Annotated in this window: 28 protein-coding genes; 12 read left to right on the top strand and 16 right to left on the bottom strand. The window is 69.6% G+C overall.

What is annotated here, in order from left to right; all coding sequences use genetic code 11:
- Nucleotides 1–127 precede the first annotated feature (127 nt).
- Both LXT12_RS06675 and LXT12_RS06670 read right to left on the bottom strand, forming a co-directional pair.
- Nucleotides 128–1,177 carry a glycoside hydrolase family 43 protein gene (locus LXT12_RS06675; RefSeq protein ID WP_233390641.1) on the bottom strand — a complete coding sequence of 350 codons (1,050 nt, stop codon included), beginning with the start codon at nt 1,175–1,177 and terminating at the stop codon, nt 128–130.
- 57 nt (nt 1,178–1,234) lie between these two features.
- Complete coding sequence (locus LXT12_RS06670) at nt 1,235–2,815, bottom strand: GH39 family glycosyl hydrolase (protein ID WP_233390640.1); 1,581 nt, start codon at nt 2,813–2,815, stop codon at nt 1,235–1,237.
- Nucleotides 2,816–3,012: 197 nt separating this feature from the next.
- Between LXT12_RS06670 and LXT12_RS06665 the strand changes: the two genes are divergently transcribed.
- A complete protein-coding gene (locus tag LXT12_RS06665) occupies nt 3,013–3,717 on the top strand; it encodes a FadR/GntR family transcriptional regulator (RefSeq protein ID WP_233390639.1) in 705 nt (234 codons plus the stop codon).
- Between the two features lie 116 nt (nt 3,718–3,833).
- Nucleotides 3,834–4,799 carry a hypothetical protein gene (locus LXT12_RS06660; RefSeq protein ID WP_233390638.1) on the top strand — a complete coding sequence of 322 codons (966 nt, stop codon included), beginning with the start codon at nt 3,834–3,836 and terminating at the stop codon, nt 4,797–4,799.
- A gap of 18 nt (nt 4,800–4,817) precedes the next feature.
- On the opposite strand, the gene LXT12_RS06655 is transcribed toward LXT12_RS06660, so the two are convergent.
- Genes LXT12_RS06655 through nirK form a run of 3 tightly spaced genes read right to left on the bottom strand, consistent with a single transcriptional unit; the run spans nt 4,818 to nt 7,557 of the window.
- Nucleotides 4,818–5,381 (bottom strand): SCO family protein, encoded by a 564-nt coding sequence (locus LXT12_RS06655; protein ID WP_233390636.1) that lies wholly within the window; start codon nt 5,379–5,381, stop codon nt 4,818–4,820.
- Entirely contained in the window at nt 5,378–6,109 is a 732-nt protein-coding gene (locus LXT12_RS06650; RefSeq protein WP_233390634.1) for a formylglycine-generating enzyme family protein, read from the bottom strand. The genes LXT12_RS06655 and LXT12_RS06650 overlap by 4 nt, the downstream gene beginning before the upstream one ends.
- Nucleotides 6,109–7,557, bottom strand: coding sequence for a copper-containing nitrite reductase (gene nirK, locus LXT12_RS06645; RefSeq protein ID WP_233390633.1), 1,449 nt, complete (start codon nt 7,555–7,557; stop codon nt 6,109–6,111). The genes LXT12_RS06650 and nirK overlap by 1 nt, the downstream gene beginning before the upstream one ends.
- A 157-nt stretch (nt 7,558–7,714) precedes the next feature.
- Here nirK and LXT12_RS06640 point away from each other — a divergent pair, with 157 nt between their 5' ends.
- The 3 genes from LXT12_RS06640 (at nt 7,715) to LXT12_RS06630 (ending at nt 8,786) form a co-directional block, all read left to right on the top strand.
- Nucleotides 7,715–7,954, top strand: a complete 240-nt coding sequence (locus LXT12_RS06640; RefSeq protein WP_233390632.1) for a hypothetical protein — start codon at nt 7,715–7,717, stop codon at nt 7,952–7,954.
- Nucleotides 7,955–7,961: 7 nt separating this feature from the next.
- Nucleotides 7,962–8,507 carry a 2'-5' RNA ligase family protein gene (locus tag LXT12_RS06635; RefSeq protein ID WP_233390631.1) on the top strand — a complete coding sequence of 182 codons (546 nt, stop codon included), beginning with the start codon at nt 7,962–7,964 and terminating at the stop codon, nt 8,505–8,507.
- A 93-nt stretch (nt 8,508–8,600) separates the two neighbouring features.
- Nucleotides 8,601–8,786, top strand: a complete 186-nt coding sequence (locus tag LXT12_RS06630) for a hypothetical protein (RefSeq protein WP_233390630.1) — start codon at nt 8,601–8,603, stop codon at nt 8,784–8,786.
- A 14-nt stretch (nt 8,787–8,800) separates the two neighbouring features.
- Here the strand turns inward: LXT12_RS06630 and LXT12_RS06625 are convergent, their stop codons facing one another.
- From LXT12_RS06625 to pxpB, 4 genes are read right to left on the bottom strand one after another with little or no spacing between them, the layout of a single operon-like run.
- Nucleotides 8,801–9,784 (bottom strand): DUF72 domain-containing protein, encoded by a 984-nt coding sequence (locus LXT12_RS06625; RefSeq protein ID WP_233390629.1) that lies wholly within the window; start codon nt 9,782–9,784, stop codon nt 8,801–8,803.
- Between the two features lie 12 nt (nt 9,785–9,796).
- Nucleotides 9,797–10,558 (bottom strand): 5-oxoprolinase subunit PxpA, encoded by a 762-nt coding sequence (pxpA, locus tag LXT12_RS06620; protein ID WP_233390627.1) that lies wholly within the window; start codon nt 10,556–10,558, stop codon nt 9,797–9,799.
- On the bottom strand, nt 10,555–11,478 hold the full coding sequence (locus LXT12_RS06615) for a 5-oxoprolinase subunit C family protein (RefSeq protein ID WP_233390624.1): 924 nt from the start codon (nt 11,476–11,478) through the stop codon (nt 10,555–10,557). Before LXT12_RS06615 ends, pxpA begins: the two co-directional genes overlap by 4 nt.
- Nucleotides 11,475–12,122, bottom strand: a complete 648-nt coding sequence (gene pxpB, locus LXT12_RS06610; protein WP_233390623.1) for a 5-oxoprolinase subunit PxpB — start codon at nt 12,120–12,122, stop codon at nt 11,475–11,477. The genes LXT12_RS06615 and pxpB overlap by 4 nt, the downstream gene beginning before the upstream one ends.
- A gap of 14 nt (nt 12,123–12,136) precedes the next feature.
- On the opposite strand from pxpB, the gene tadA reads away from it, so the two are divergent.
- The 7 genes from tadA (at nt 12,137) to LXT12_RS06570 (ending at nt 18,029) form a co-directional block, all read left to right on the top strand.
- Nucleotides 12,137–12,715, top strand: a complete 579-nt coding sequence (gene tadA / locus LXT12_RS06605; RefSeq protein WP_233390622.1) for a tRNA adenosine(34) deaminase TadA — start codon at nt 12,137–12,139, stop codon at nt 12,713–12,715.
- The gene (locus LXT12_RS06600; protein WP_233390621.1) at nt 12,712–13,695 is read left to right on the top strand and encodes an LD-carboxypeptidase; all 984 of its coding nucleotides are present in this window, start codon (nt 12,712–12,714) and stop codon (nt 13,693–13,695) included. The genes tadA and LXT12_RS06600 overlap by 4 nt, the downstream gene beginning before the upstream one ends.
- A gap of 535 nt (nt 13,696–14,230) precedes the next feature.
- Nucleotides 14,231–14,872, top strand: coding sequence for an ABC transporter substrate-binding protein (locus tag LXT12_RS26890; RefSeq protein ID WP_233390825.1), 642 nt, complete (start codon nt 14,231–14,233; stop codon nt 14,870–14,872).
- Nucleotides 14,873–14,949: 77 nt separating this feature from the next.
- Entirely contained in the window at nt 14,950–15,780 is an 831-nt protein-coding gene (locus LXT12_RS06585) for a MotA/TolQ/ExbB proton channel family protein (protein ID WP_255763479.1), read from the top strand.
- 30 nt (nt 15,781–15,810) lie between these two features.
- Nucleotides 15,811–16,239, top strand: a complete 429-nt coding sequence (locus tag LXT12_RS06580) for an ExbD/TolR family protein (protein WP_233390619.1) — start codon at nt 15,811–15,813, stop codon at nt 16,237–16,239.
- Nucleotides 16,240–16,254: 15 nt separating this feature from the next.
- Nucleotides 16,255–16,692 (top strand): ExbD/TolR family protein, encoded by a 438-nt coding sequence (locus LXT12_RS06575; RefSeq protein WP_233390617.1) that lies wholly within the window; start codon nt 16,255–16,257, stop codon nt 16,690–16,692.
- Nucleotides 16,693–16,775: 83 nt separating this feature from the next.
- Nucleotides 16,776–18,029 carry a hypothetical protein gene (locus tag LXT12_RS06570; protein ID WP_233390616.1) on the top strand — a complete coding sequence of 418 codons (1,254 nt, stop codon included), beginning with the start codon at nt 16,776–16,778 and terminating at the stop codon, nt 18,027–18,029.
- Nucleotides 18,030–18,248: 219 nt separating this feature from the next.
- Here LXT12_RS06570 and LXT12_RS06565 read toward each other — a convergent pair whose 3' ends face one another.
- The 7 genes from LXT12_RS06565 to LXT12_RS06535 all read right to left on the bottom strand — a co-directional run bounded on the left by LXT12_RS06565 (nt 18,249) and on the right by LXT12_RS06535 (nt 23,162).
- Nucleotides 18,249–19,007 (bottom strand): 3-hydroxyacyl-CoA dehydrogenase, encoded by a 759-nt coding sequence (locus tag LXT12_RS06565; RefSeq protein WP_233390615.1) that lies wholly within the window; start codon nt 19,005–19,007, stop codon nt 18,249–18,251.
- 136 nt (nt 19,008–19,143) lie between these two features.
- Complete coding sequence (gene adk, locus LXT12_RS06560) at nt 19,144–19,800, bottom strand: adenylate kinase (protein WP_233390614.1); 657 nt, start codon at nt 19,798–19,800, stop codon at nt 19,144–19,146.
- Nucleotides 19,801–19,899: 99 nt separating this feature from the next.
- Entirely contained in the window at nt 19,900–20,637 is a 738-nt protein-coding gene (gene kdsB, locus LXT12_RS06555) for a 3-deoxy-manno-octulosonate cytidylyltransferase (protein WP_233390613.1), read from the bottom strand.
- The gene (locus LXT12_RS06550) at nt 20,637–20,849 is read right to left on the bottom strand and encodes a Trm112 family protein (protein ID WP_233390612.1); all 213 of its coding nucleotides are present in this window, start codon (nt 20,847–20,849) and stop codon (nt 20,637–20,639) included. The genes kdsB and LXT12_RS06550 overlap by 1 nt, the downstream gene beginning before the upstream one ends.
- The gene (gene lpxK, locus LXT12_RS06545) at nt 20,834–21,889 is read right to left on the bottom strand and encodes a tetraacyldisaccharide 4'-kinase (RefSeq protein ID WP_233390611.1); all 1,056 of its coding nucleotides are present in this window, start codon (nt 21,887–21,889) and stop codon (nt 20,834–20,836) included. Before lpxK ends, LXT12_RS06550 begins: the two co-directional genes overlap by 16 nt.
- Entirely contained in the window at nt 21,855–22,271 is a 417-nt protein-coding gene (locus LXT12_RS06540) for an ExbD/TolR family protein (RefSeq protein ID WP_233390610.1), read from the bottom strand. The genes lpxK and LXT12_RS06540 overlap by 35 nt, the downstream gene beginning before the upstream one ends.
- Before the next feature lie 273 nt (nt 22,272–22,544).
- Nucleotides 22,545–23,162 carry a MotA/TolQ/ExbB proton channel family protein gene (locus LXT12_RS06535; RefSeq protein WP_233390609.1) on the bottom strand — a complete coding sequence of 206 codons (618 nt, stop codon included), beginning with the start codon at nt 23,160–23,162 and terminating at the stop codon, nt 22,545–22,547.
- Nucleotides 23,163–23,347: the final 185 nt, after the last annotated feature.

Genomic DNA, 23,347 nt, shown 5'->3' with positions numbered 1-23,347 from the left:
GGGGCGGCTCATTGTCCGCGCCAGGGGTCCGGGCCAGGCCGCCCGGAGGCGCGCCAAGGCCCGGGCCGGTACGGGTGAGCGCCATATTTGTCACTGATCGCAGCGCCTGCCGCGACGCCGCGCCGGGTCAAGGATAGGCCGCGAGCAGCCGCTCGGCCTCCTGCTGCGTGACCGGCAGCACCACGCCGTGCCGCGGTTGGCCGGGCATCCGGTAGTCCTTCACCGGCGTCCACCGGCCGCTGTCGAGGTCGGTGGTCTCGAAGGGCACATAGCCGCGCTTGCCGTACTCGTCGATGAAGAGATACCACTTCTCCCCGGTGTTGGACTTGAACACCAGCGGGCCTTCGCCGTCGCCGATGGCGCCGCGGCCGATGCAGTCGGCGATGAACTCGTAGTGGGTGGAGGTCAGCGAGCTCGACCGCTGCGCGGTGATCGACTTGGCGCAGGGCGTGCCGTCGCGTGGCTCGCGGTCATCCTTGGTGAAGCGGTAGTAGCGGCCGGCATGCTCGATGACGGTCGCGTCGATGACCGAGTGGCCCGGGTCGTGCCAGACCCTGGGCTCGCTGAAGCTGCGGAAATCGTCCGTCGTCGCGTACAGCATGCGGTTGTGGGTGAGTTGCTGACGGTCCTTGTCGCCGGGGACGTAGAGACGGGACGCCCAGAACACGACGAACTTGCCGAGCAGCGGATCCCAGGCGGCTTCCGGCGCCCAGGTGTTGCCGGCTTCCTCGGGCGCCACCTGGGCCAGGCGCGGTGCGCTCCAATGCACGAGGTCGGCGGACTCCCACACGACGATGGACAGGCTGCCCTGGCGCTGTACCACCCACCACTGGCCCATGTCCCTGCCCGCCATGCGCAGGTCGGTGGCGATGATGTAGAACTTGCCGCCGCCCGGCGCCCGGACGATGTAGGGATCGCGCACGCCCTTCTCGCCCACGGTGGAGGTCAGCACGGGCCGGCCGCCGTTCAGCGCGCGCCAGTGCAGCGGGTCGTTGCCGACGCTCAGCGCGTAGCGGATCTGCTCGCCGTCTGCGGTGCTGTCGCCGCCGAAGTAGACGAAGAGGTAGCCGGCGTAGCGCGGCGCCCGGGCCGGCTCGACCGTGGCGCAGGACGCCATGAGCGCGGCCACCGGCAGGGCGATGCAGGCCAGCAGGAGTCTGGAGAGGAGGTGAGACATGTCGAAGTCTGGGCGAAGGATCCGAAGCGCTCCACGGCCTTGCGGCGAGAAACGCCGTTACTTCGCGGCGGTGACCGGCTCCAGCGTGAGCAGCACAATGTCGTTGCTGTGCATGGGGAGCTGCCATCGCAGCTTGCCGTCCTGGCCGACCTTCACGAGTTCTTCGGTTTCAGGACGGTCCTGCGTGAGGGATTGCAGCTGGGCGAGCTGCTCGGCACTCAGGTCCTTGGGGGCGCCCATTTCGAGATAGGCGGTGTAGGCGTCGTTGGCCTTGTGGCCGGTGCGGCGGACCTGCACGCGGTAGCGGCCGGCGTCGAGGTTGCGCAGTTGCAGCGTCACCGGTGGCGCCGAGCCGTTGGGTACCGGTTTGCCGAAGAACACGCCGTTGCTGACGGTCTTCTGGTCCGGATGCTGCCAGTCCCAGACGAGCACCGCCGTCCTGCCCCCGTCGACCGCGGCCAGCACCCGGCCGTCGGCGCTCGGCACCTCCTTGCCGCGCAGGGCGTTGAGGTATTTGTAGGCGAACCAGGCCGGCTTGCGGATGCCGTCGCGCGTCATCAGCCCGAAGCCGCCGTGGAAGGCGCGGTCCGGCGGCCCCGGCTCCTCGAACAGGTCGCTGTAGGTCCAGTAGCTCATGGCCTGGGCATGGCCGCGCGTGCCGCGCAGCTTGGTCAGGATCCACGGCGCGCTGACGTAGCTGTCGTGCACCTTGTCCCGCGGGTTGTAGCTGGTGCTCCACTCGGTGATGTAGAGCGGGATGCCGGCGAAGGCCGAGGCCTGGATCTCGCGGCGGTTGCGGCGCACGTCGCCGATGATGGAATCCGGGTCGGTGGCGAGGATGCGGTCGGACTGGCCGTATTCATCGAGGAAGCCCTCGGTCACGCCGTAGGTATGGGTGGTGACGAAGTCCACCGGCAACTCGTGCGCCTGGGCATAGGCCAGCAATTCGGGCACCCAGGCGGCGCCTGCCGTCGACGGGCCGCCGACCTTCAGCCCCCGGTCGACCTTCTTCAGCGCCCGCGCGGTGTTGGCATAGAGCTCGAAATAGGCCTGCTGATCGGCCTTCTCCCAGAAGCCCGCCAGATTGGGCTCGTTCCAGACCTCGAAGGGCCATTGCCTGACCTCGTCGGCGCCATAGCGCTGGATCAGGTGGCGCGCGAAGGCCTCGACGAGCTGGCTCCAGGGGCCGGGCAGGGGATGCGAGGTGTTGCCCTTCCAGTGGAAGATGGTCTGCCCGGAGGTGGTCATGGCCTTGGGCGAGAAGCCCAGTTCGACGAAGGGCTTGATGCCGCGCGCCAGCAGCGCGTCGTAGACGCGGTCGATGCCGCTGAAGTCGAACACCCACTCGTCGCCCCGCTTCTGGACCGTGCCGTAGACGTCGTGGAACACGTCATGGAAGCGCACGTGGCGAAAGCCGAGTTCGTCCACGGCGGTCTTCAGCTGTGCGAGGTTCTCAGGGCGGCCGGTGGTGCCGATGTAGTCGGCGCCGACGCAGAAGTCGAAGAAGCGGTCCAGGGGTTGGACCGCGGCGGCGAGGTCGAGGTCGACGTTGCGCGGGAGGGGGCCGGCCGCTGGTGTCGGGCTGGAAAGGCCCAAGGCAAGCATGGCGGTCGCGATGGAGGTCAGGCGTTTGATCATGTGGCGGTCGTGTTGGGCGGGGCCGTTGGTCGTGCGACCTTGAGTCGGGGCTGGAGTCGGTCGTCAGATTTTTCGATAAATCATTCTGCAGGTAGTCCGTTGCCCAAACACTTCGCGCTTCCCCTGACGTGACTTTGCGTTAAATCATGCAGAATGCGGGCGGACCGGCGCTCCCGTCGGTCCATGCCGAGTGATCCATGTCCCTTCCGTTGCCCAGCCAAGAAGCGCCTCGCCAGCATCAACTGGTTGCTGAACGAATCCGCTCGCTGATCGCCCTGGACCACATCGCCATGGGTTCGCGCCTGCCCAGCGAGAGGGAGCTCGCCTTGCGGCTGGGTGTCTCGCGGCAGACGGTCCGCGAGGCGCTGATCGCCCTGGAGATCGACGGGCATGTCGACATCCGCGGGGGATCCGGCGTCTATGTGTGCGCCACGGCCAAGCTGAGCACGGATGTGGCGCCGCTGGTGCTCGGGGAATCGCCCGAGGCGCTGGCGAACGCCAGGGCCGTTCTGGAGAGTTCCGTGGCCAGCCTGGCAGCGGCGCGGCAGAACGAGGACGGCCTGCGGCGTGTCGAGGACGCCCTGCAAGCCATGCGCGACGACGTCGCCGTCGGGCGCCGGCCCATCGAATCTGACCGGCTCTTCCACGTCTGCATTGCGGAGATGTGCGGCAATGCCGTGCTGGCTGCGCTCGTCGGCGTTCTCTTCGATGGGCGCAACAACCCGGCGACCTTGCGCTTGTGCCACCGCTCGGAGTCGGCAGCGACGTGGCGCGCGGCGATCGCCGAGCATGAGGTCATCCTGGGCGCATTGAAGGGCCGGGACCCGCAATCGGCGTCCGCCGCCATGGACCACCATCTTCGGGCGTCGGTGCGGCGCTGGACCGAAGGTCCGGCGGCTTGAGCGGAGGCGGGGCGATGCGGTCGCCCGGCCGCACCCCTAACTAGAATGCCGGCCGGTGCCGAGCGGCCTGGTCCTTCGGCGTGTGGCGTTCGGGCGAGAGCCGTGGGAGATCCGCGATGAGCGAGGGTGCCGGCAATGTGACGCGCAAGGCGTTGGCCTTCCTGCGAGGGCGGCTGCAGGAGAAGGAACTGGGCACCAACCCCGAGTTCCACCAGGTCGCCAAGAAGAAGGCCTTCGGCCCGGAAGTCGCCGAAGTGGCGACCTGGTGCCAGACGCACCAGGACCCCAAGCACCAGCCCAGGACGCTCAAGGAAGCGGTCGCCTTCGTGAAGGCGCACGGCCATCGCGCCGAAACCCTCAGGGCCTGGCTGGTGAAGACGGGCCAGGCGGAACTCGACACCCTGAGCCCGTCGGAGCTGGCCAGGATCCTCGGCCAGCTGACGGCCAGGGACGTGGATCTGGTGGCGCAAAAGAGCCTGGAGCCGGCCGCGCGCGCCTATGCCGAGGCCTGCCGCGTGCTCGAGGAGCAGGTGCACAAGGCGCGCTTCGCCGAGGCCGACGCCGCGCGTCATCTGGCGGATCAGCAGGCGGCCTGGCTCAAGGGCCTCGAAAAGGCGCTCACGCATTCGGAAGTCGATCCGGCCGTGGCCAAGGCCTTCATGGAGAAGAAGAGCAAGCTGCTGCCCGACCTGTTCAAGCGCGGCCACGGCAAGGACGTGGTGGCCGCCGCCCAGGCGATCAAGCCGCGGCTCACGCGCTACCTGGCGATGGCTTCCCAATCGCCGGGCTCCGTCATGAAGATGGCGGTCGACGCCAAGATGCTCGACCTCGTCAACCAGATGCGTCTGCAGCGGCTCAACCTCGCCGACGAGATCCTGGAGCAGCTCCAGAAGTGGATCGCCGCCAAGGAAAAGCACAACGCCGAGCTCAAGCACCAGAGCGAGAAGCTGCCCATCGGCCGCCAGCTCAAGGCTCAGCTGACGGCCGACCGTGACCGCTGGAAGGGCCTGGTGCTCCAGCCTCCCCAGCCCGCGCACAAGCCGGCCAAGGGCACGCCGGGCGTGGACATGGTGAACTTCTAGGCTTGGCCCCGGCGGCGTTCAGCGCGCCGCCGCCAGTTGCTTGCGGATGGCGCCCACGATGCGCTCGTCGGCGCCGGCCAGCATGGACGTGCGGGCGGCCACGCGGCCCTCGCCGTCCAGCAGGATGAGCTCGGCGCTGTGGTTGAACTCGCCGTCGGGCAGCGCGCGGTACTGGAACTTCAGCAGCGCGGCGATCTTGCGCACCGTTGCGGGGTCGGTGCGCGCCAGCGTCCACTGCGTGGCGTCCAGGCCGCGTTCGCGCGCCATGGCCTCGAGCTTGGCCGGCGTGTCGCGCGCCGGATCGAAGCTGATCAGCAGCACCTTGACGCGCTTGCGCTCAGCCTCGGGCAGGGCGGCCCGGGTATCGCGTGCCGCGTCGATCAGCATCGGGCAGACGAACTGGCATGAGGTGTAGAACATGCTGACCAGCACCGGCTGGCCGCGCCCGGCATCGAGCTTGATGGCCTGGCCGCGCTGGTCGGTCAGCCTGGCGTCGAGCTGGTAGACGGAGTCGCCGGGCAGGGCCAGGGCCACGCCGGCCAGCCAGAACCAGGTCAGGATAAGGAATCGGAGTCGTTTCATCGCGTCACCTCGCGGGCACAACGGAAGCCCAGGCTGCCGGTGCTGTCGGCGGCGCTGAGGGAGGAGAGCAGGGCCACGCGCATCAGCACGGCGTAGTTCTGCCGATCCTGCAGGTCGATCGCGCCGGCCCCGCAGAACTTGAGCTTGTCGGGGTCTTCGGCGCTGCGGCTGTCGCCATTGACGAGCAGGGCGTTGAAGTCGTCCACCCACTCCCACACCAGGCCGTGCATGTCGCGCACGCCGTAGACGTTGGCCTCGCCGCCGACCTTGGGCAGGGCCTGGGTGGCTGGCCGGGCATACCAGCCGAGGATGCGGGCCAGCCACACCGGGTCGCCGCGCGCGTCGGTGCGCGTGGCGTCGGCGGCGGCGGCGTACTCCCACTCGTACCACGTCGGCAGCCGGCCGCCCTCGGCCTCGCAATAGGCCTGGGCTGCGAACCAGCTGACTTCGGTGACCGGCGCCTCGTCGTCGCCGCCTTGCAGCCCCTGGCGCAGATAGCCCGGCGATGCGAACACCGCCGGCACCTGCGCCGGCTGCCACTCGGGATGCGACTGCAGGAAGCGCCGGAACTCGCCGCGCGTGACCGGCCGCTCACGCAGCGAGAAGGCCGCCACGCGCGTCGGCTCGCGGTCGGTGTCGCGGGCCAGCACGCTGTTGAGCGTGCCGGCCGGCATCGCGACGTAGGCCGCGCCGGCGGCCAGCCCGATCAGCGCGGCGGCGAGGCTCATCAGTGGCCCGCTTGGTTGGCGGCTGCGGGCTTGGCGGCGCGCGCCTTCTTCACCTCGTCGGCCGAGATGCTGCCGCCGGGGTTGTCCCAGCTGTTGAGCACATAGGTCAGGATGTTGGCGACCTCGTCGTCATTGAGCTGGTTCATGGGCGGCATGACCGAGTCGTAGTCCTTGCCGTTGACCTTGACCTTGCCCGACAGGCCGTGCAGCACGACACCGACGGCGCGCTTGGGGTCGGCAGCCAGGAAGTCCGACTTGGCCAGGGGCGGGAAGACGCCGGGCAGCCCCGCGCCGTTCGCCTGGTGGCAGACCGAGCAGGTGCCGGCGAAGAGCTCGCGGCCGGCGTTGATCTGGTCCTGCGGCGTGAGCTTGCCGCCGGCGGCCGCCTGGGTGGCGCTGGCCACCGACTGCAGGTTGGGCTGCGCGCGGTCGCCCAGGTAGACCGAATCGACCTCCTTGCCGGAATAGATGCTCTTGTCCTCGGGGCCGTCGATCTTCATGATGGCCAGGGCGCCCTTGTTGAAGGCCCGGAAGATGGAGTGGTCGACCAGCACGTAGCTGCCGGGCACCTTGGCCGTGAACTTCACGATGGCCGCGCCGCCCGCGGGGATGAGCGTGGTCTGCACGTTCTTCTGGATGTTGCTGCCGCCTTCGTAGCGCACCTGGTCGAAGATGGCGCCGATGACGTGGAAGCTCGACACCAGGTTGGGGCCGCCGTTGCCGACGAACAGGCGCACCGTTTCGCCGACCTTGGCCGTCATGGCGCGGTCGCCGGTCAGCGATCCCTCGGCGCCGTTGAACAGCACGTAGGTCGGCTGCTCGGCGATGGCCTTCTCCATGTCGAAGGGCTGCTGGCCCTTTTCGCGGTACTTGCCCGCCGTGTAGAAGTCGCCCTGCATCACGTAGTACTCGTGGTCGACCTTGGGCAGGCCCTCGGGCGGCTCGACGAGGATGAGGCCGTACATGCCGTTGGCCACGTGCATGCCCACCGGCGCGGTGGCGCAGTGGTAGACGTAGATGCCTTCGTTGAGGGCCTTGAAGGTGAACTGGGACTCATGGCCCGGCGCCGTGAAGCTGGAGGCCGCGCCGCCGCCGGGGCCGGTGACGCCGTGCAGGTCGATGTTGTGGGGCATCTTGCTGCTGGGGTGGTTCTTCAGGTGGAACTCCACGGTGTCGCCCTGGCGCACGCGGATGAAGCTGCCCGGCACGGTGCCGCCGAAGGTCCAGAAGGTGTAGCTGACGCCTTCGGAGATGGGCATCTCCTTCTCGACGACTTCGAGCTCGACGACGACCTTGGCCGGCGCCTTGCGCCCGGTGGGCGGCGGCACGAGGGGCGGGCTGGTGAGCTGGGCCTTGATGACGGGCAGGCCGCTGCTGGCGGCCAGGACGGGCGGGCTCAGCAGCGTCGAGGTGGCGACGGCCGCGAGCAGGAGCAGGCGTTTGAACATAGGGTCTCCCCAGGGTTGAAGTGGTGGCGGCACATGCCGCGAACCCGGAGGAAATCCTAGGAAGGTCGTGGAAATATGTATTTGCGCTGCATCAATTGCGCGAGCGATGACCTTCGGCGGGCCGCGGCTATGCTTGCCAACTCCTCCACGACGCGGCATGACCATGCGCGCTGCCTTCAGCCTTCTCGCCCTCGTCATCGTTGCGGCCATCGTGCTGTCGCTGGCCAAGAAGCAGGCCACCGCGCTCAAGCCGCCGGCCAGCGCCGCATCTGCAAGCGCCAACGCCACGGGCGGCGCGGCGCTGCCCCAGCCCCGGGCGGTCGGCGAGCAGGTGCAGGGCAGCGTGGACGACGCCGCCCGCCGCGCGGCGGAAGCCGCCTCCGAAGCGACGCGCTGAAGCGCGCATGCCCGGCCACAAGCTCTTCTTCGCGCTGCGGCCAGATAACGAATCGGCCGAGCGCATTGCGCGTGTCGCCGCCGCGGAGCGCGAGGCGCGCGGCCTGGCGGCGCGCCTGCGCCCCACCCGCGTCTTCCACATCACGCTGCATTACTTCGGCGCCTTCGCGGGAGAGCCCGATGCGGGCCTGGTCGACCTGGCCTCGCGCGCCGCGTCGGAGGTCGTGCGGCCGGCCTTCGACCTCGCCTTCGAGGCCATCGAAAGCTGGGGCGGCGCGCAGGTGCGCCAGCATCCCTTCGTGCTGACCGGCGGCCAGGGCCTGGAGGCGGTGCGCGACTTGCGCGATGCGCTGGTCGAGCGCCTGGTCGCCCACGGACTGGCTGCGCCCGAGCGCGACTACGAACCCCATCTCACGCTCCGCTACGACAAGCATGTGGCCGCGGGCTGGCCGGTGGAACTGCCCGGCTGGGTGGCCAGCGAGTTCGCCCTGGTGAAGAGCCCGCAGGGCCTGACGCGCCACGACGTCATCGGGCGCTGGCCCTTGCAGCCCTGAGCCGGCCCGCTCCTACAGGGCATGGCGCCGCCCGCCGACGGGCGGGTGGGCGGGCGCCGGCCAGCATGGGCCGGTCCGCAAGGAGAACGCGCCATGATGATCAAGCCCCTCATCGCCCTCTTGGCCACGTCGGCGCTGGCCGTGAAACTGGTCCGGCATCTGAGCGACAGGCACCAGCTGCGCCGGGCGCACGATGAACGCCGGCGGCAGCGCGAGGACGTTTATCGCTGGGAAGAGGAGGGCGGCAACCTGCCGACGAGGAGCCAGGTGCCGCGCTGAGCGTCGCGCCGGGGTCAGCCGTCAACGATGGCTCGTGCGAGCGCTCGCACGCTGAGCGGCGCGCAGCCCTCGGCCTTGTTGGAGATGGTCACGAAGGCCTCCTGGCCAGCGCCCGCGGTACCGCGGATGACGCGGGCCAGCGTCGCGCGGGTGTCGGGGTCGGGATCCATCAGCGCGTCGAACTCACCATAGCGCTTCTCCGCCGCTTCATAGCCGAAGGGCCCGTGCAGGCGGTTGAGGTTCCAGCGCGCCACCAGCGGCCCGGGCCACATCGCGCGCAGTAGGGGCAGTTGGTCCGGCAGGGGCGGCAGCTTGGGATGCAGGCCGAGGCAATAGCAGGCGCGGGCGTCGCGCAGCAGGGCGACGAGGTCGGGGCCGAGCCACTCCGCGTTGCGCACTTCGACGGCGATGACACCGGCGGGAGGCCGGGGCAGGGCGAGCAGCAGGTCGTGCAGGAGGTCCAGTTGTTCGTTCATGCAGGCCAGCCGCTGCGGCGGCAGCGGGCTGAGCTGGAAGACCAGGGCGCCGATCCTGTCTCCCAGGCCCTCGCAGACCGGTTCGATGAAATCCCGTCTTGCGGCGACCGGGTCCAGGAAGAGCGGGTTGGCCTCCTGGCCGCGGCCGTCCTCCGTGCGCAGCAGCGCGTCCGTCACCAGGCTGGGCGCCTTGACGGTGAAGCGGAAACCTCGCGGCACCTGCTGCGCATGGCGCTCGAAATCGCTGGCCGCCAGCGGCCGGTAGAAGCCGCGGTCGATGCCGACGGCGCGCAGCAGCGGGTGAGCAGCGTAGGCCGGCAGGCCGGTCCTGGACAGCGTCGACTCGCTGTGCCGGCCGGCCCACACCAGGCCCTCCCAGCCGGGATAGCTCCAGCTCGACGTGCCGAGATGGACGCGGGGTGACAGCGCCTTCGCCAGGGCCAGGTCGCCCACGTCGGGCGGCACGGGCTGCACGCCGCGGGCGCGCCTGAGCGGCGGTGCCTCGAACAGCTCGTCCTGCATGGGGCGCGGGATTCAGCGGCCGGCGGGGCTGGCGACGATTTCCACGCCCCGCGCGACCAGGGCCGCCCGCAAGGCCCGGGCGAAGGCCAGCGCATGCGGCCCGTCCCCATGCAGGCAGACGGTCTGGGCCAGCAGCGGCACGGTCTCGCCGGTGACTGCGGTGACGACGCCGTCACGCACCATGCGCAGGGTGCGCGCCACGGCTTCGTCCACATCGTCGACGAGGGCGCCCGGCTGGCCCCGCGGCACCAGGCTGCCGTCGGCGCGGTAGCCGCGGTCGGCGAAGACCTCGGCCACGGCGCGCAGGCCCGCCCGCTCGGCTGCGCGCAGGAGTTCGCCGCCGGCCAGGCCGTAGACGGCCAGGCGCGGGTCCACGGCGCGTACCGCGTCGGCGATGGCGTCGGCCAGCCCCGGATCGCGGGCCGACTGGCTGTAGAGGGCGCCGTGGGGCTTGACGTGGTGCAGCCGTGCGCCGGCCGCGCGGGCCAGGGCCTCCAGCGCACCGATCTGGTAGATCAGGTCGGCCCGCACCTCGGCGGGTTCGAGTTGCATGGGGCTGCGGCCGAAGTTCGCGCGGTCCGGGAAGCTGGGATGGGCGCCGAGGGCGACGCCGTGAGCCAGCGCGGCCTCGATGGTGGCTTGCATCAGGCGGGCGTCGCCGGCATGCCAGCCGCAGGCGATGTTCGCGGAGCTGACGAGGGTGAGCAGATCGGCGTCGTCGGGCGCGCCTTCGCCGAGGTCGGCATTCAGGTCGAGGGACGGTTGAAGGCTCATGCCAGTGCAGTCTTCCATTGATCGAGCAGCAGCTGCCGGCGGCGCCAGGCCTCGAGGGCCTCGTCGGGCGTGCAGGGGACGAAGCGCAGGCTGGCGCCCAGCCGCAGTTGCGCGAGCTTCCACAGGTCGGCCCGGATGACGACGCCGATCTTCGGATAGCCGCCGGTGGTCTGCGCGTCGGCCAGCAGCACGATGGGCTGGCCCGAAGGCGGCAGTTGCACGACGCCGGGCAGTACGCCGTGCGAAGCGAGCTCGCCGCCGCGGCGCCGCTGCAGGTTCGGGCCTTGCAGGCGATAGCCCATGCGGTTGCTTTGCGGCGTCACGGTCCAGTCGGTGGCCCAGAAGGCCCGCCGCGCCGCGGCCGAGAACTCGCCGTGCTCCGGCCCCGGCAGGGTGCGCACGGCCGCCTCCCACTCGGGCGCCCGCAGGCCGACCGACCGTCGGCGCGGGCCGGTCGCTGGTGCGATGGGAAGCCGGTCGCCATCGCGCAGCGCGCGCCCCGCGAGGCCGCCGAATCCGGCCTTGAGGTCGGTGCTGCGCGAGCCCAGCACCGGCTCGACGGCGATGCCGCCGGCCACCGTGACGTAGCTGCGCATGCGCTCACGCGGTGCGGCCAGTTGCAGGGTCTGGCCGGCGCGCACCGCCATCCGCCAGCCGGAGCGAAGGGGCCGGCCGTCGACGGTGGCGTCGCTGTCGCTGCCCGTCAGGGCGATGCAGCTGTCGGTTGCGAAGCGCAGCACCGCCGGGCCCATGGTGAACTCCAGCCCCGCCGCGCCGGCCTCGTTGCCCACCAGCAGATTGCCCATGGCCAGGGCCAGGTCGTCGAGGGCGCCGCAGCGGCTGAGGCCGCGGTCGCGCCAGGCCGTGCGGCCCAGGTCCTGCACGGTCGCCAGTGGGCCGGCGCGCAGCACCTCGATCACGCCGGCTCCGCGACGAAGCGCACCCGGTCGCCCGGCGCCAGCAGGGTCGGCGGCTCGGCCTGCGGGTCGAACAGCGCCAGCGCCGTCCGGCCGATGAGCTGCCAGCCGCCCGGCGTGGCCAGGGGATAGATGCCCGTCTGCGCGCCGCCGATGCCGACGCTGCCGGCCGGCACGGCCACGCGTGGCGCCGCGCGGCGCGGCACGTGCAGGGCCGGGTCGAGGCCGCCGAGGTAGGCGAAGCCCGGCTGGAAGCCGATGAAGTAGACGACGTAGTCGCCGCCGGTGTGGCGCCTGACGACCTCATCGGGCGTCAGGCCGCAATGCCCGGCCACCTCGTCGAGGTCGGGGCCGGCGTCGCCGCCGTAGCGCACCGGCACCTCCACGACCCGGCCGCCCGCAGCCTCCCGGGCCGGCTGTGCCCACAGCGCTCGCGCGGCGTCTTCGAGCGCCGGCCCCTCGGCGCGCAGCGGGTCGAACACCAGGGTGAGGTTGTTCATGCCGGGGATGAGTTCGAGCACGCCTTCCACCCGCCCCAGGCCTTCGGCGAGTTGCCAAATGGCTTGCTGCTGCGCCAGCGTGACCGGTGCCGGCGGGGCGAAGCACAGGGCCGCTTCGCCGAGGGGATGGACGGTCAGTGCAGTCATGGCCGGAGCATGCCATGGGTACACTGCCGGCCCTGATGACCGAAGCCCTCTTCTCGCCCGCCGACGAGTACGCGATGCGGCTCGCGCTGGACCAGGCCCAGAACGCCTGGCTGGTGGGCGAGGTGCCCGTGGGGGCCGTCATCATGAAGGCCGGCCAGGTCGTCGCCACCGGCTACAACCGCCCGATCACCACGCACGACCCGACGGCCCACGCCGAGATCGTCGCCCTGCGCCATGCGGCCACGCTGCTGGAGAACTACCGGCTGCCGGAGTGCGAACTCTTCGTCACGCTGGAGCCCTGCGCGATGTGCGCGATGGCCCTGATGCACGCGCGCTTCAAGCGGGTCGTCTTCGCCGCCCCCGACCCCAAGACCGGCGTCGCCGGCTCGGTCATCGACCTGTTCGGCGAAGGGCGTCTCAACCATCACACGCGCGTCGAGGGCGGCCTGCTGGCGGAGGCCTCCGCGCGGCTGCTGCGGGACTTCTTCACCGAACGGCGCGAGGCGGCACGCGCCCGCCGTGCCCGCACTGCCGGGCCGGGCGACGAACCCATCCCGGCCGGCGAGGCCACGCACCTGGACGACCCCCAATGACTTCCCTGACCCTGTTCACCCCTGCTGGCGCGCTGGCCAAGGCCGAACCGCTCAAGCGCGCGGCGCGGCGCCTGGGCCAGCTCGGCTTCGACGTCGCCATCGACGCCGACGCCCTGGCCCGGCACCAGCGCTTCGCGGGAGACGACGCCACGCGCCTGGCGGCCCTGCACCGCATTGCCGACGCCGCGCCCTCGGTGGCGCTGGCCACGCGCGGCGGCTACGGCCTGACGCGCCTGCTCGACCGGATCGACTGGGGCCGCATCGCGCACAGCATTGAGCACGGCACGCGGTGGGTGGGCTACAGCGACCTGACTGCCCTGCACAACGGCCTGATCGCACGCCACAAGGGGCTACCGATGTGGGCCGGGCCGCTGGCCTGCGACGACTTCGGCCGCAGCGAGGCCGAAGGCGGCGTCGACGAGGTCACGCGCGACTGCTTCGTCGAGGCCATGAGTGGGGCCCTGGAGGCCGTGGGCTTTCGCGAATCCTCACGTGGCAGCGATGGCGGATTCGACGGCCTGGAGGCGCGAGGCCGCCTGTGGGGCGGCAATCTCACCGTGTTGTGCTCGCTGCTCGGCACGCCCCACTGGCCCAAGGTGAAGGGGGGCATCCTCTTCCTGGAGGACGTCAACGAGCACCCCTACCGCGTGGAGCGCATGCTGCTGCAGCTGCAGCAGGCCGGCGTCATCGATGCGCAGGCGGCGGTGCTGCTGGGCGACTTCAGCGGCGCGGCCAAGTCGCCGCTGGACCGCGGCTACGGCATCAAGGACGCCGTCGCCGCCCTGCGTGCGCGGACCCGCACGCCGGTGCTGACCGGGCTGCCTTTCGGCCACGTGCGCACCAAGGTCTGCCTGCCCATCGGGGCCACGGTGGAGCTTTATGTGCAGGGCCGCGAGGCCATCCTCGGCTGGCAGTCGGATCCGCGGCTGGCGCATGCGGCGCATGACCATGGCCATGACGAGGGCGCTCACCGGCATTGACGTGCACGAGCCGCGGTCGGCTTCGATGGTGGTCAGGCTTTCTTGGTCACCAGAGGCTCCGTGGAGCGGCTTCGGGGAGGCTTGACAGCGATGTCGACATCCCTCGACGACTGTTGCGTGGTTGCCGCGTTATGGAACGTCAAGTTCTCCTAAGTTGCATCTTCATGACGCAAAACATAGCGGCGCGAGCTGGTTTCTTGTTGGTTTCATGCTCGGGTAAGCCCCAGGAAAGGTGCTTCGGGCTGCCACCTATGATGCCGCGCTTCGCGGTGTAGTAGAGGTCTGCCTCGTCGTGGTTCGGGGCTGGTGCAGATGCCCGATGGCGCTTGCCTTTGGGCGTTTTTTTTGTAAGTGGTCCGGCCTGTTTGCAGCAGCCGGTACACCCGGGCAAGCACTGTCGGATCACGATCTAAGATACTGCCCCTTGTCGTTGGCATCTTCGAACGGCTGAGGCGGTCAGGCCGCCGCGGGTTTGACGATTCAGTCTCGCCCTAGCGAATTGAAGAGTGTGTTGTAGTTGCAAGAAGGAGCGCGCATGAATTTTGCGCAGGAGAAGCAGGGCGCATCCCGGTTCACGGGCTTCGGCATCGTCGTCCTGATCCACATCGTGGCGATCTATGCGCTGGCCAGCGGCCTCGCCAAGGACCTCGTCAAGAAAGTCACCGGTCCCATCGACGTCAAGGTGATCGAGGAGAAGGTCAAGCCGCCGCCGCCGCCCGATAAGGTCATCCCGCCCCCGCCGGACCTCAAGGCGCCGCCGCCGCCCTTCGTGCCGCCGCCCGAGTTCCAGGTGACCGCTCCGGCCCCGCCGGCCCCGGCCATCCAGTCCACCCAGGTCGCGCCGCCGGCCGTCGCCGAAGTGCGGCCGGCTCCGCCGCCCGCCCCGGCCGCCCCGCCGGCCGCCAAGCCCGCCAAGATCACGGCCGGCATGGTCTGTACCAAGATGGGCAAGCCCGAGATGCCGTCGGTCAACTGGAGCGGCGAGGCCCTCTACAAGGCCGTCGCCACCGTCAAGTCCGGCCGCGTGACGGCCGTCGAAATCACCTCGCTGCGTGGCGGCGTGGATCGCAAGGCCCAGCGGGCCCTGGTCCAGGCCATCGAACAAACGCTGCGCGACACCTACGAATGCCCGGGCGACCACGTGTTCGAGCAGGAGTTCCAGTTCAAGATCGAATAAGCGACCCGCTTCGAACCCGGCGCCGCATCGGCGCCACTGACCAATCAAACCAGAATTTTTCCCTAGGAGTTGACTCCATGATCTCTCGCATCACCGGCTTCCTTGCCGCCATCGCCATGGCCGCGACCCTGGCTGTTTCGCCTGCCCATGCGCAAGACCAGAAGCCGGCCGACGCTGCTTCGGCCGCCACGGCCGAAGCCACCGCTCCCGCCGCTGCCCCCGCCACGCCCGCCGCCAAGCCCGAAAATCCCTACAGCCTGGGCAACATCGTCGCCCACGGCAACGTGGTCGACCAGGTCGTGCTGGCCATCCTCGCCATCATGTCCATGGGCTCGTGGTACATCCTGGTCGTGCGCCTGTGGGACACGAGCAAGCTGTCGTCCGAAGCCAAGGAAGTCCGCGCCAGCTTCTTCAAGAAGCCCAGCCTGGCCGATGGCATCCGCGGCCTGAAGGAAGAAAGCGCCTTCCGCTACATCGCCCAGACCGCCGTCGAGGCCTCGGAGCACCATGAAGGCGCCCTGACCGAGAACATCGACCACAGCAGCTGGGTCACGATGAACGTGGACCGCGCCGTCGGCGACGTCAACACCAAGATCTCCGGCGGCCTGGGCTTCCTGGCCACCGTCGGCTCGACCGCTCCCTTCGTCGGCCTGTTCGGCACGGTGTGGGGCATCCTGAACGCGCTGACCGCCATCGGCGTCGCCGGCCAGGCCTCCATCGACAAGGTTGCCGGCCCCGTGGGCGCCGCCCTGATCATGACCGCCATCGGCCTGGTCGTCGCCGTGCCGGCCGTGCTGGGCTACAACTGGCTGGTCAACCGCAACAAGAGCGTCATGGGCCAGGTGCGCGCCTTCGCAGGCGACCTGCATGGCGTGCTGATGGGCAACCGCGCCGTTGCCAAGCGCTAAGCCCGAGCTGCTCGTACAGGAGCCAATGCCATGGGCATGAACGTCGGATCCTCTTCCGGCGAGGACGATGTGGTCTCGTCCATCAACACCACGCCCCTCGTGGACGTGATGTTGGTGCTCTTGATCATCTTCCTCATCACCGTGCCGGTGGTGACGCAATCGATCGCGGTCAATCTCCCCAAGGAGACCAACATCGTCCGTGTCACCAAGCCGGAGAACATCGAAATCTCGGTCAGCAAGGACGGCGACGTCTACTGGGGTACCAAACTGGTTCCGGACATGGAGGAGCTCGTGCAGCGCCTCGGCAAGGAATCCGTGAAGAACCCGCAGCCCGAGGTGCACATCCGCGGCGACGACAAGTCCCGCTACGAGTCGGTGGGCCGCGTGGTCTTCGCCTGCCAGCGCGCGGGCATCATGAAGATCAACTTCGTCACCGAGCCGCCCGCACGCGGCGGTTGAGCCCAGGAGTCAAACATGGGAATGAATGTTGGAAGTTCCTCGGGCAGCGGTGAACCCGAAGTCCTGATGGACGTCAACACGACGCCGCTGATCGACGTGATGCTGGTCCTGCTGGTGATGCTCATCATCACCATCCCGATCCAGCTGCATACCATCAACCTGGACATGCCGCCGCCGAGTACGAACCCGCCGTCGCAGGAGCCCGTCGTGCACACGGTGATGATCGACTTCGACGGCACCATCTACTGGGACGAGAACGCACTGCCGAACATCGACGCGGTCAACTCCAAGATGGCCGAAGTCGGTGCCATGCCGATCTCCGACCAGCCCGAAATCCACATCAAGCCGAACAAGCTGGTGGACTACGGCGTCGTCGCTGCCGTGATGGCCTCGGCCCAGCGCAACAGCGTCAAGAAGATGGGCATGGTTGGTAACGAGCAATACGTCAAGTGACGTGCACTCGGGGCCGCTGACACCCATACTGTGATGCGCGCTGCCCGAAAGGGCGGCGCGCTTTTGCTTTGCAGGAGAGCAAGTTGAAGACTTTGAAAACCGTGGTCGCCGTCGCCGTCGGCGCTCTGGCCCTGTCCCTGAACGGTGCGCCCGGTGCCGCGTTCGGTATCAGCCAGGCTGCCGCCCAGGAAAGCGTGCGCAAGGAGGTCGGCACGCCGCTGACCGAGGCCAGCAAGTTCGTCAAGGCCGGCAAGTACCGCGAGGCGCTGGCCAAGCTGCGTGACGCCGAGGCGGTCGGTGGCCGCACGGCGGCCGAGAACAACGCCATCGAAGGCGTGCGCTTCTCGGCGGCCATGGGTGCCAACGATCCCGACACGATGGTGCGTTCGTTCGATGCCCTCAAGGGCGCGGGCAAGCTGTCGCAGTCGCAGCAGCTGCAGTACATGGAAGCCATCGCCGGCACCTATCTGCGCAATCGCGACAGCAACAAGGCGCTGACCTGGGCCCAGCGCTACTTCAAGGAAGGCGGCAACAGCGCCACCATGAAGCAGGTGCTGCAGAACGCCCAGTTCGCCACCGGCGACATGAGCGGTGCCATCAAGGACACGCTCGAAGAGATCGCCGCCGACGAGAAGGCCGGCCACACCCCGCCGAAAGACAAGCTCAACCTGCTGCTCTACGCAGCCCAGAAGAAGGGGGACGCCAACGCCGAGGGCATCGCCACCGAGAAGCTGCTGAACTACTACCCGGACCCCAAGCTCTGGGCGCAGATCCTCGGCAGCCTGCCGCAGAAGAAGAGCTTCGACAACAACCGCTTCCAGCTCGACCTCTACCGCCTGCGCCTGGCGACGGGCAATATGCGCGAGGCCAACGACTACATGGAGATGGCTCAGCTCGCCGCCCAGGCCGGCTATCCGGAAGAGGGCAAGCAGGTTGTCGACAAGGGCTTCGCCGCTGGCGTGCTCGGCCAGGGGGCCGAAGGCGCCCGCCACAAGCGACTGGCCGACCTGATGATCAAGAAGATCGCCGAGGCCAAGGCTGGCGCTGCTGCCAACGAGAAGGCGGCCCAAGACGCCAAGGACGGCAACGACTTCGTCAAGCTGGGCCTGGCCAACGCCTTCGGCGGCAACGCCAAGAAGGGCATCGACCAGCTCGAGCAGGGCATCGCCAAGGGCAACCTGAAGCGCCCCGAAGACGCCAAGCTCTACCTGGGCCTGGCCCACTATCTGGCGGGTGATACCGCCAAGGCGCAAGGCGTGTGGAAGACCGTCAAGGGCACGGACGGCTCGGCCGACCTGGCCCGCCTGTGGATCATCCAGTCGCGCACCAAGCACTGACCGGCCACTGCCGAAACGAAACGGGCCTGGTGCGAACCAGGCCCTTTTTCGTTCAGATGATCCGTTCGGAAATTGCGATGCCGGGCCGAGCGCTGGGCCGATCCCGAGCCGGCCCGCCTGGCGAAGTGCTTGCGGCTCAACGCCGCAAGCATCGCCGTCCCCTTGGGGGACCGGTCAGGCCTCGCTCGCGTTCAGCGCAGCGGGCCTGGCCGAGGGGTCTCACTTCGGGGCCAGGCGGATGGCCCCGTCCAGGCGGATCACCTCGCCATTGAGCATGTCGTTGGTGACGATCTGATGCACGAGCTTGGCGTAGTCCTCCGGCCGGCCGAGGCGGCTGGGGAAGGGCACGCTCGCCGCCAGGGCGTCCTGCACCTCCTGCGGCATGCCGAAGAGCATGGGGGTGCCGAAGATGCCGGGCGCGATGGTCATGTTGCGGATGCCGTTGCGGGCCAGGTCGCGCGCGATGGGCAGGGTCATGCCGACCACGCCGCCCTTGGAGGCCGAATAGGCTGCCTGGCCAATCTGGCCGTCGAAGGCCGCAACCGAGGCGGTCGAGATCAGCACGCCTCGTTCGCCGGTCGGCTCGGGGTCGTTCTTCGCCATCGCCTCGGCGGCCAGCCGGATCATGTTGAAACTGCCGATCAGGTTGACGGTGATGGTCTTGGTGAAGCTCGCCAGAGGATGGGCGCCGTCCTTGCCCACCGTCTTGATGGCCGGCGCGATGCCGGCGCAGTTGACGAGGCCGACCAGCTTGCCCAGGCCGGTCGCGGCAGCCACCGCCGACTGGCCGTCGGCCTCCTGGCTGACGTCGCACTTGACGAAGACGCCGCCGATCTCGGCCGCGACCTGCTGGCCGCGCTCGATCTGCAGGTCGGCGATGACGACCTTGCCGCCATGCGCGGCCAGCATGCGTGCCGTGCCTTCGCCGAGGCCCGAGGCGCCGCCGGTGACGATGAACACCTTGCCTGCGATTTCCATGGTGAGGATCTCCTGGGAGTTTGATTGACGTAAACGTCAATTGTGGCCGACAAATGCCTGCCCAGGCCGCTGCGGGCCGGCCATGAAAAAAGCCGCGGGGCTTGCGCGCCGCGGCTTCGGTGGGGCAGGGGGGCTGTCAGCTCGACAGCGCGGCCAGCGCCTTGCGCGTGATCTCGTCGACCGAGCCCATGCCTTCGATGCGGCGGTACTTCGGTGCGTTGGCATCGCCCGTGGCGGCCCACTGCGAGTAGTAGTCGACCAGCGGACGGGTTTGGGCCTGGTAGACCTCCAGGCGCTTGCGCACGGTCTCTTCCTTGTCGTCCTCGCGCTGGATCAGCTCCTCACCGGTCTCGTCGTCCTTGCCCTCCGCCTTGGGCGGGTTGTACTTGACGTGGTAGGTGCGACCCGAGGCCACGTGGACGCGGCGGCCGCTCATGCGCTCGATGATGGCCTCGAAGGGCACGTCGATCTCGAGGACGTAATCGAGCTTGACGCCGGCGGCCTTCATGGCGTCGGCCTGGGGAATGGTGCGCGGGAAGCCGTCGAACAGGAAGCCCTTGGCACAGTCGGGCTGGGTGATGCGTTCCTTGACGAGGCCAATGATGATGTCGTCGCTGACCAAGGCGCCGGAGTCCATGACCTGCTTGGCGGCCAGGCCCAGGGGCGTGCCGGCCTTGATGGCGGCGCGCAGCATGTCGCCCGTCGAAATCTGCGGAATGCCGAACTGCTTGCAGATGAAGGCGGCCTGGGTGCCTTTGCCGGCGCCGGGGGCGCCCAGAAGAATCAGTCGCATGGGTCTCCTCGTTGTGTCGGGACCGTGAACAAGTCCCGCATCAGCAGCGAAGGAGTATCGCATGTGGCCTTTCGGGGGCCTGACGCTCCAGGATGGTGCTCAGCCCTGGATCAGTGCGCGCACACGCTCCAGGTCTTCGGGCGTGTCCACCCCCGGTCCGGGGCGTTCGGGGCTGACGTGCACGGCGATGCGCTCCCCGTGCCACAGCACCCGCAGCTGCTCCAGCGACTCGATCTGCTCCAGCGGGCTCACCGCCAGCGTCGGGAACCGCCGCAGGAAGCCGGCGCGGTAGGCATACAGGCCGACGTGGCGCAGCGCCTGGTTGGGTTGGCCGCCGCCGTCACGCCACCACGCGATCGGGGCTCGGGAGAAATACAGCGCCCGGCCGGCCTTGTCGGTGACCAGCTTGACGACGTTGGCGTTCGCGAACTCGGAAGGATCGGTCAGGGCGTGGGCGACCGTCGCCATGACGCAGTCCGGCTGGGCCGCCAGCGTCGCGGCGCACGCGTCGATCATGGCCGGGGCGATGAGGGGCTCGTCGCCTTGCACGTTGACGACGGCGGCCTCGTCGGGCAGGCCGAGCTGCTCCACCGCCTCGGCAAGGCGGTCGCTGCCCGACGGATGGTCGGGCCGGGTCATGAGCGCCCTCACGCCATGGGCGGCACAGGCTGCGGCCACCTCCGGGGCATCGGTGGCCACGACGACCGCCGCAGCCCCCGACTCGGCCGCCCTGCGAGCCACGCGCACGATCATGGGCAGGCCGCCGATGTCCGCCAGCGGCTTGTTGGGCAGCCGCGTCGACGCCAGCCGAGCGGGGACGATGACGGTGAAGCCCATCAGTCGGCCGGCGCCAGCGACACCGGGGCCGGCGTGGCGTCCGGGTCCCAGGGGCGGGCCTCGTTCTCGAGCATCAGAGGGATGCCGTCGCGGATCGGGAAGGCCAGCCGGTCGGCCCGGCAGCCCAGGGCCGGCAGTTCGCCCTCGCGCAGCAGCGTCAGCGGGCCCTTGCACAGCGGGCAGACCAGCATCTCGATCAGTCTTTGATCCATCGGGAGGGGAAGAGGCGTTGGAGTTGGGCGTCCAGCGCGGCCTCGAAGCCGGCGCCGGGCGCAAAGTCTAGCGTCACCACCCACACCGGCGTGGCGCCGATGCGCTCGGGCGGCAGCTTGACGGCGTCCTTCTCCGTCAGCAGCACGCCGGCGGCGTCGGCCGGCCAGGGGAGGGCGGCATAGTCGGCGTGGTCGGGCAGGGCGAGCGGCGAGCACTGGAGACCCAGGTCCGCCAGCATGTCGAAGAAGCGCTGGGGGCGGGCCACGCCCGCCACGGCCACCAGGCCGGGCCGGCCGCGCAGCGCCAGCAGGCCGTCCATCGAAGGGGCTTCGCCCGCCCACCAGCCGGCCAGCGAGACGGCGCCGGCCAGGCGGCGCCCGGCGAGGAAACCGGGCAGGCCGGTGCTGGCCCGGGGGGCGTTGTAGACGACGAGCTGGTCCGGTGCAGGCGGCCCGGGTGGCTGGCGCAGCGGGCCGGCGGGCAGCAGCCGGCCGTTGCCCAGGCCCCGCTCATCGAAGACGAGCAAGGTCAGCGCCCGCGGCAGCCGCCAATGCTGCAGGCCGTCGTCGCTGACGAGCAGGTCGAGGCCGGGATGGGCGGCGAGCAGGGCTCGCGCCGCCGCGACGCGGTCGGCGCCCACGGCCACCGGCACACGACCGCGCAGGTGGATGAGCAGGGGCTCGTCGCCCACCTCGCTGGCCGTCGAGCCGGGCCCGACGAGTCGCACCTCGCGGCCATCGCGGCCATAACCTCTCGACACCACGCCAGCGCTCAGGCCGCGGGCGCGCAGCAGGTCCAGCAAAGCCAGGGTCGTCGGTGTCTTGCCGGCGCCGCCGACGATCCAGTTGCCGACGACGATGACCGGCACGGGCAGGGCGCCGACCTGCATGAGACCGAGGCGGTAGGCCCGGCGACGCAGTGCCAGCAGCCCGGCGTAGAGCCAGCTCAGCGGCAGCAGGGCGGCCGACAGCGCACCGCCACTCAGCCACTCGCGCTGCAGGCGATCAGCGAGCGTCGGTCTGGGCGGCGAAGGTGACACGCGTGAGGCCAACGCGGCGCGCGGCGTCCATCACGTTGATGACCGCCTGGTGGGGCGTGGCCGCATCGGCCGAGATGATGAGCGATGCCTCGGTGTTGCCGCCCGATGCCTGGCGCAGGGCGTTGATCAGGATGTCCACCGAACGGCCTTCCACGGGCTGCCGGTTGACCACGAAGCGCCCGTCGGCCGCGATGCCGACGATGACTTCCTGCGGCCGGTCCTTGAGCCTCTCCGCGTCGGCCGAAGGCAGCGTGATCTGCAGCTCGGTGAACTTGGAGTAGGTCGTCGACAGCATCAGGAAGATGAGGATCACCAGCAGCACGTCGATGAAGGGGATCAGGTTGATCTCCGGCGGCTCGCGGTGCGGGGAGCGGAATCTCATATGGGTCGATCCATGGTTTGCGGCACCGAGGCCGCGTGAAGCCGCGCGCGGCGGACCGGCGCCGGGCCGTCCCAAGCCGGCCCGCAGGCGATGTGCTCGCAGCTCAATGCTGCGAGCATCGCCGTCCCCTCGGGGGCTGAGGCCGGACACATGGCGCCCAATGGGCGGCATGTGCCTGCCGAAGAGCTGCGGCACAAGCCGCAGCGCGGTCTGCAAGACCGGCTGGGCACGCCTGCGTTCAGCAGGGCGAGACCAGACGAGGGGCTGTCCATTTCAGGCGGTGTAGCGGCGCAACTGGCCCAGCAGCCGGTCGGCGGCGGCTTCGAGTTCGAGCACGTACTCCTCGATGCGGCCGCGGAAGTAGCGGTAGAACATCAGCGAGGGGATGGCGATCATCAGGCCGAAGGCGGTGTTGTACAGGGCGATGGAGATGCCGTGCGCCAGTTGCGCGGGGTTGCCGCCGCCGGGCGTCTGGCTGCCGAAGATCTCGATCATGCCGACCACGGTGCCCATCAGGCCGAGCAGCGGGGCCGCCGTGGCGATGGTGCCTAACGTGTTCATGTAGCGCTCGAGCTGGTGCACGGCGCGCCGGCCCGCGAACTCGAAGACCATGCGCAGCTTGCCCTCGGGCATCTGCGGCTCGGCGGTGACGGCACGCAGTCCTGCGGCCAGCACCTCGCCGAGCAGAGAGTTCTCGGCCAGGCGGTCGACCATGTCGGGCGCGGGCAGCTGCTGGGCGCTCACGTTGAGCACGTCCTCCAGCAGCCTCGGCGGCAGGATGCGGCTGGCGCGCAGGCTGGACAGCCTCTCGATGATCAGGGCCAGGGCCACCACGGAGCACAGGAGCAAGGGCCAGATCGGCCAGCCGGCGGCTTGTATGATCGAAAACAAGGTCGTCCCCGTCGAGAAAAACGGCCGCGCACCGGCCGGTTGAGTGCGCGGGATTATGGCCCCAGCGTTGGCGCCCGCCGCAGGTCGCGGCGCGGCACGGAAGCGTTCCCATAATCCACTGCCGCTGTGGACAACTTTGTGGGCAAGACGCCTCGACGGGCCGACAGAGGCCGTCAAATCAAGGC

The organism is Pelomonas caseinilytica, from assembly GCF_021353235.1.
In the GTDB taxonomy this organism is placed as follows: domain Bacteria; phylum Pseudomonadota; class Gammaproteobacteria; order Burkholderiales; family Burkholderiaceae_C; genus Pelomonas; species Pelomonas caseinilytica.
This window is presented reverse-complemented; position numbering and strand designations above follow the sequence as displayed.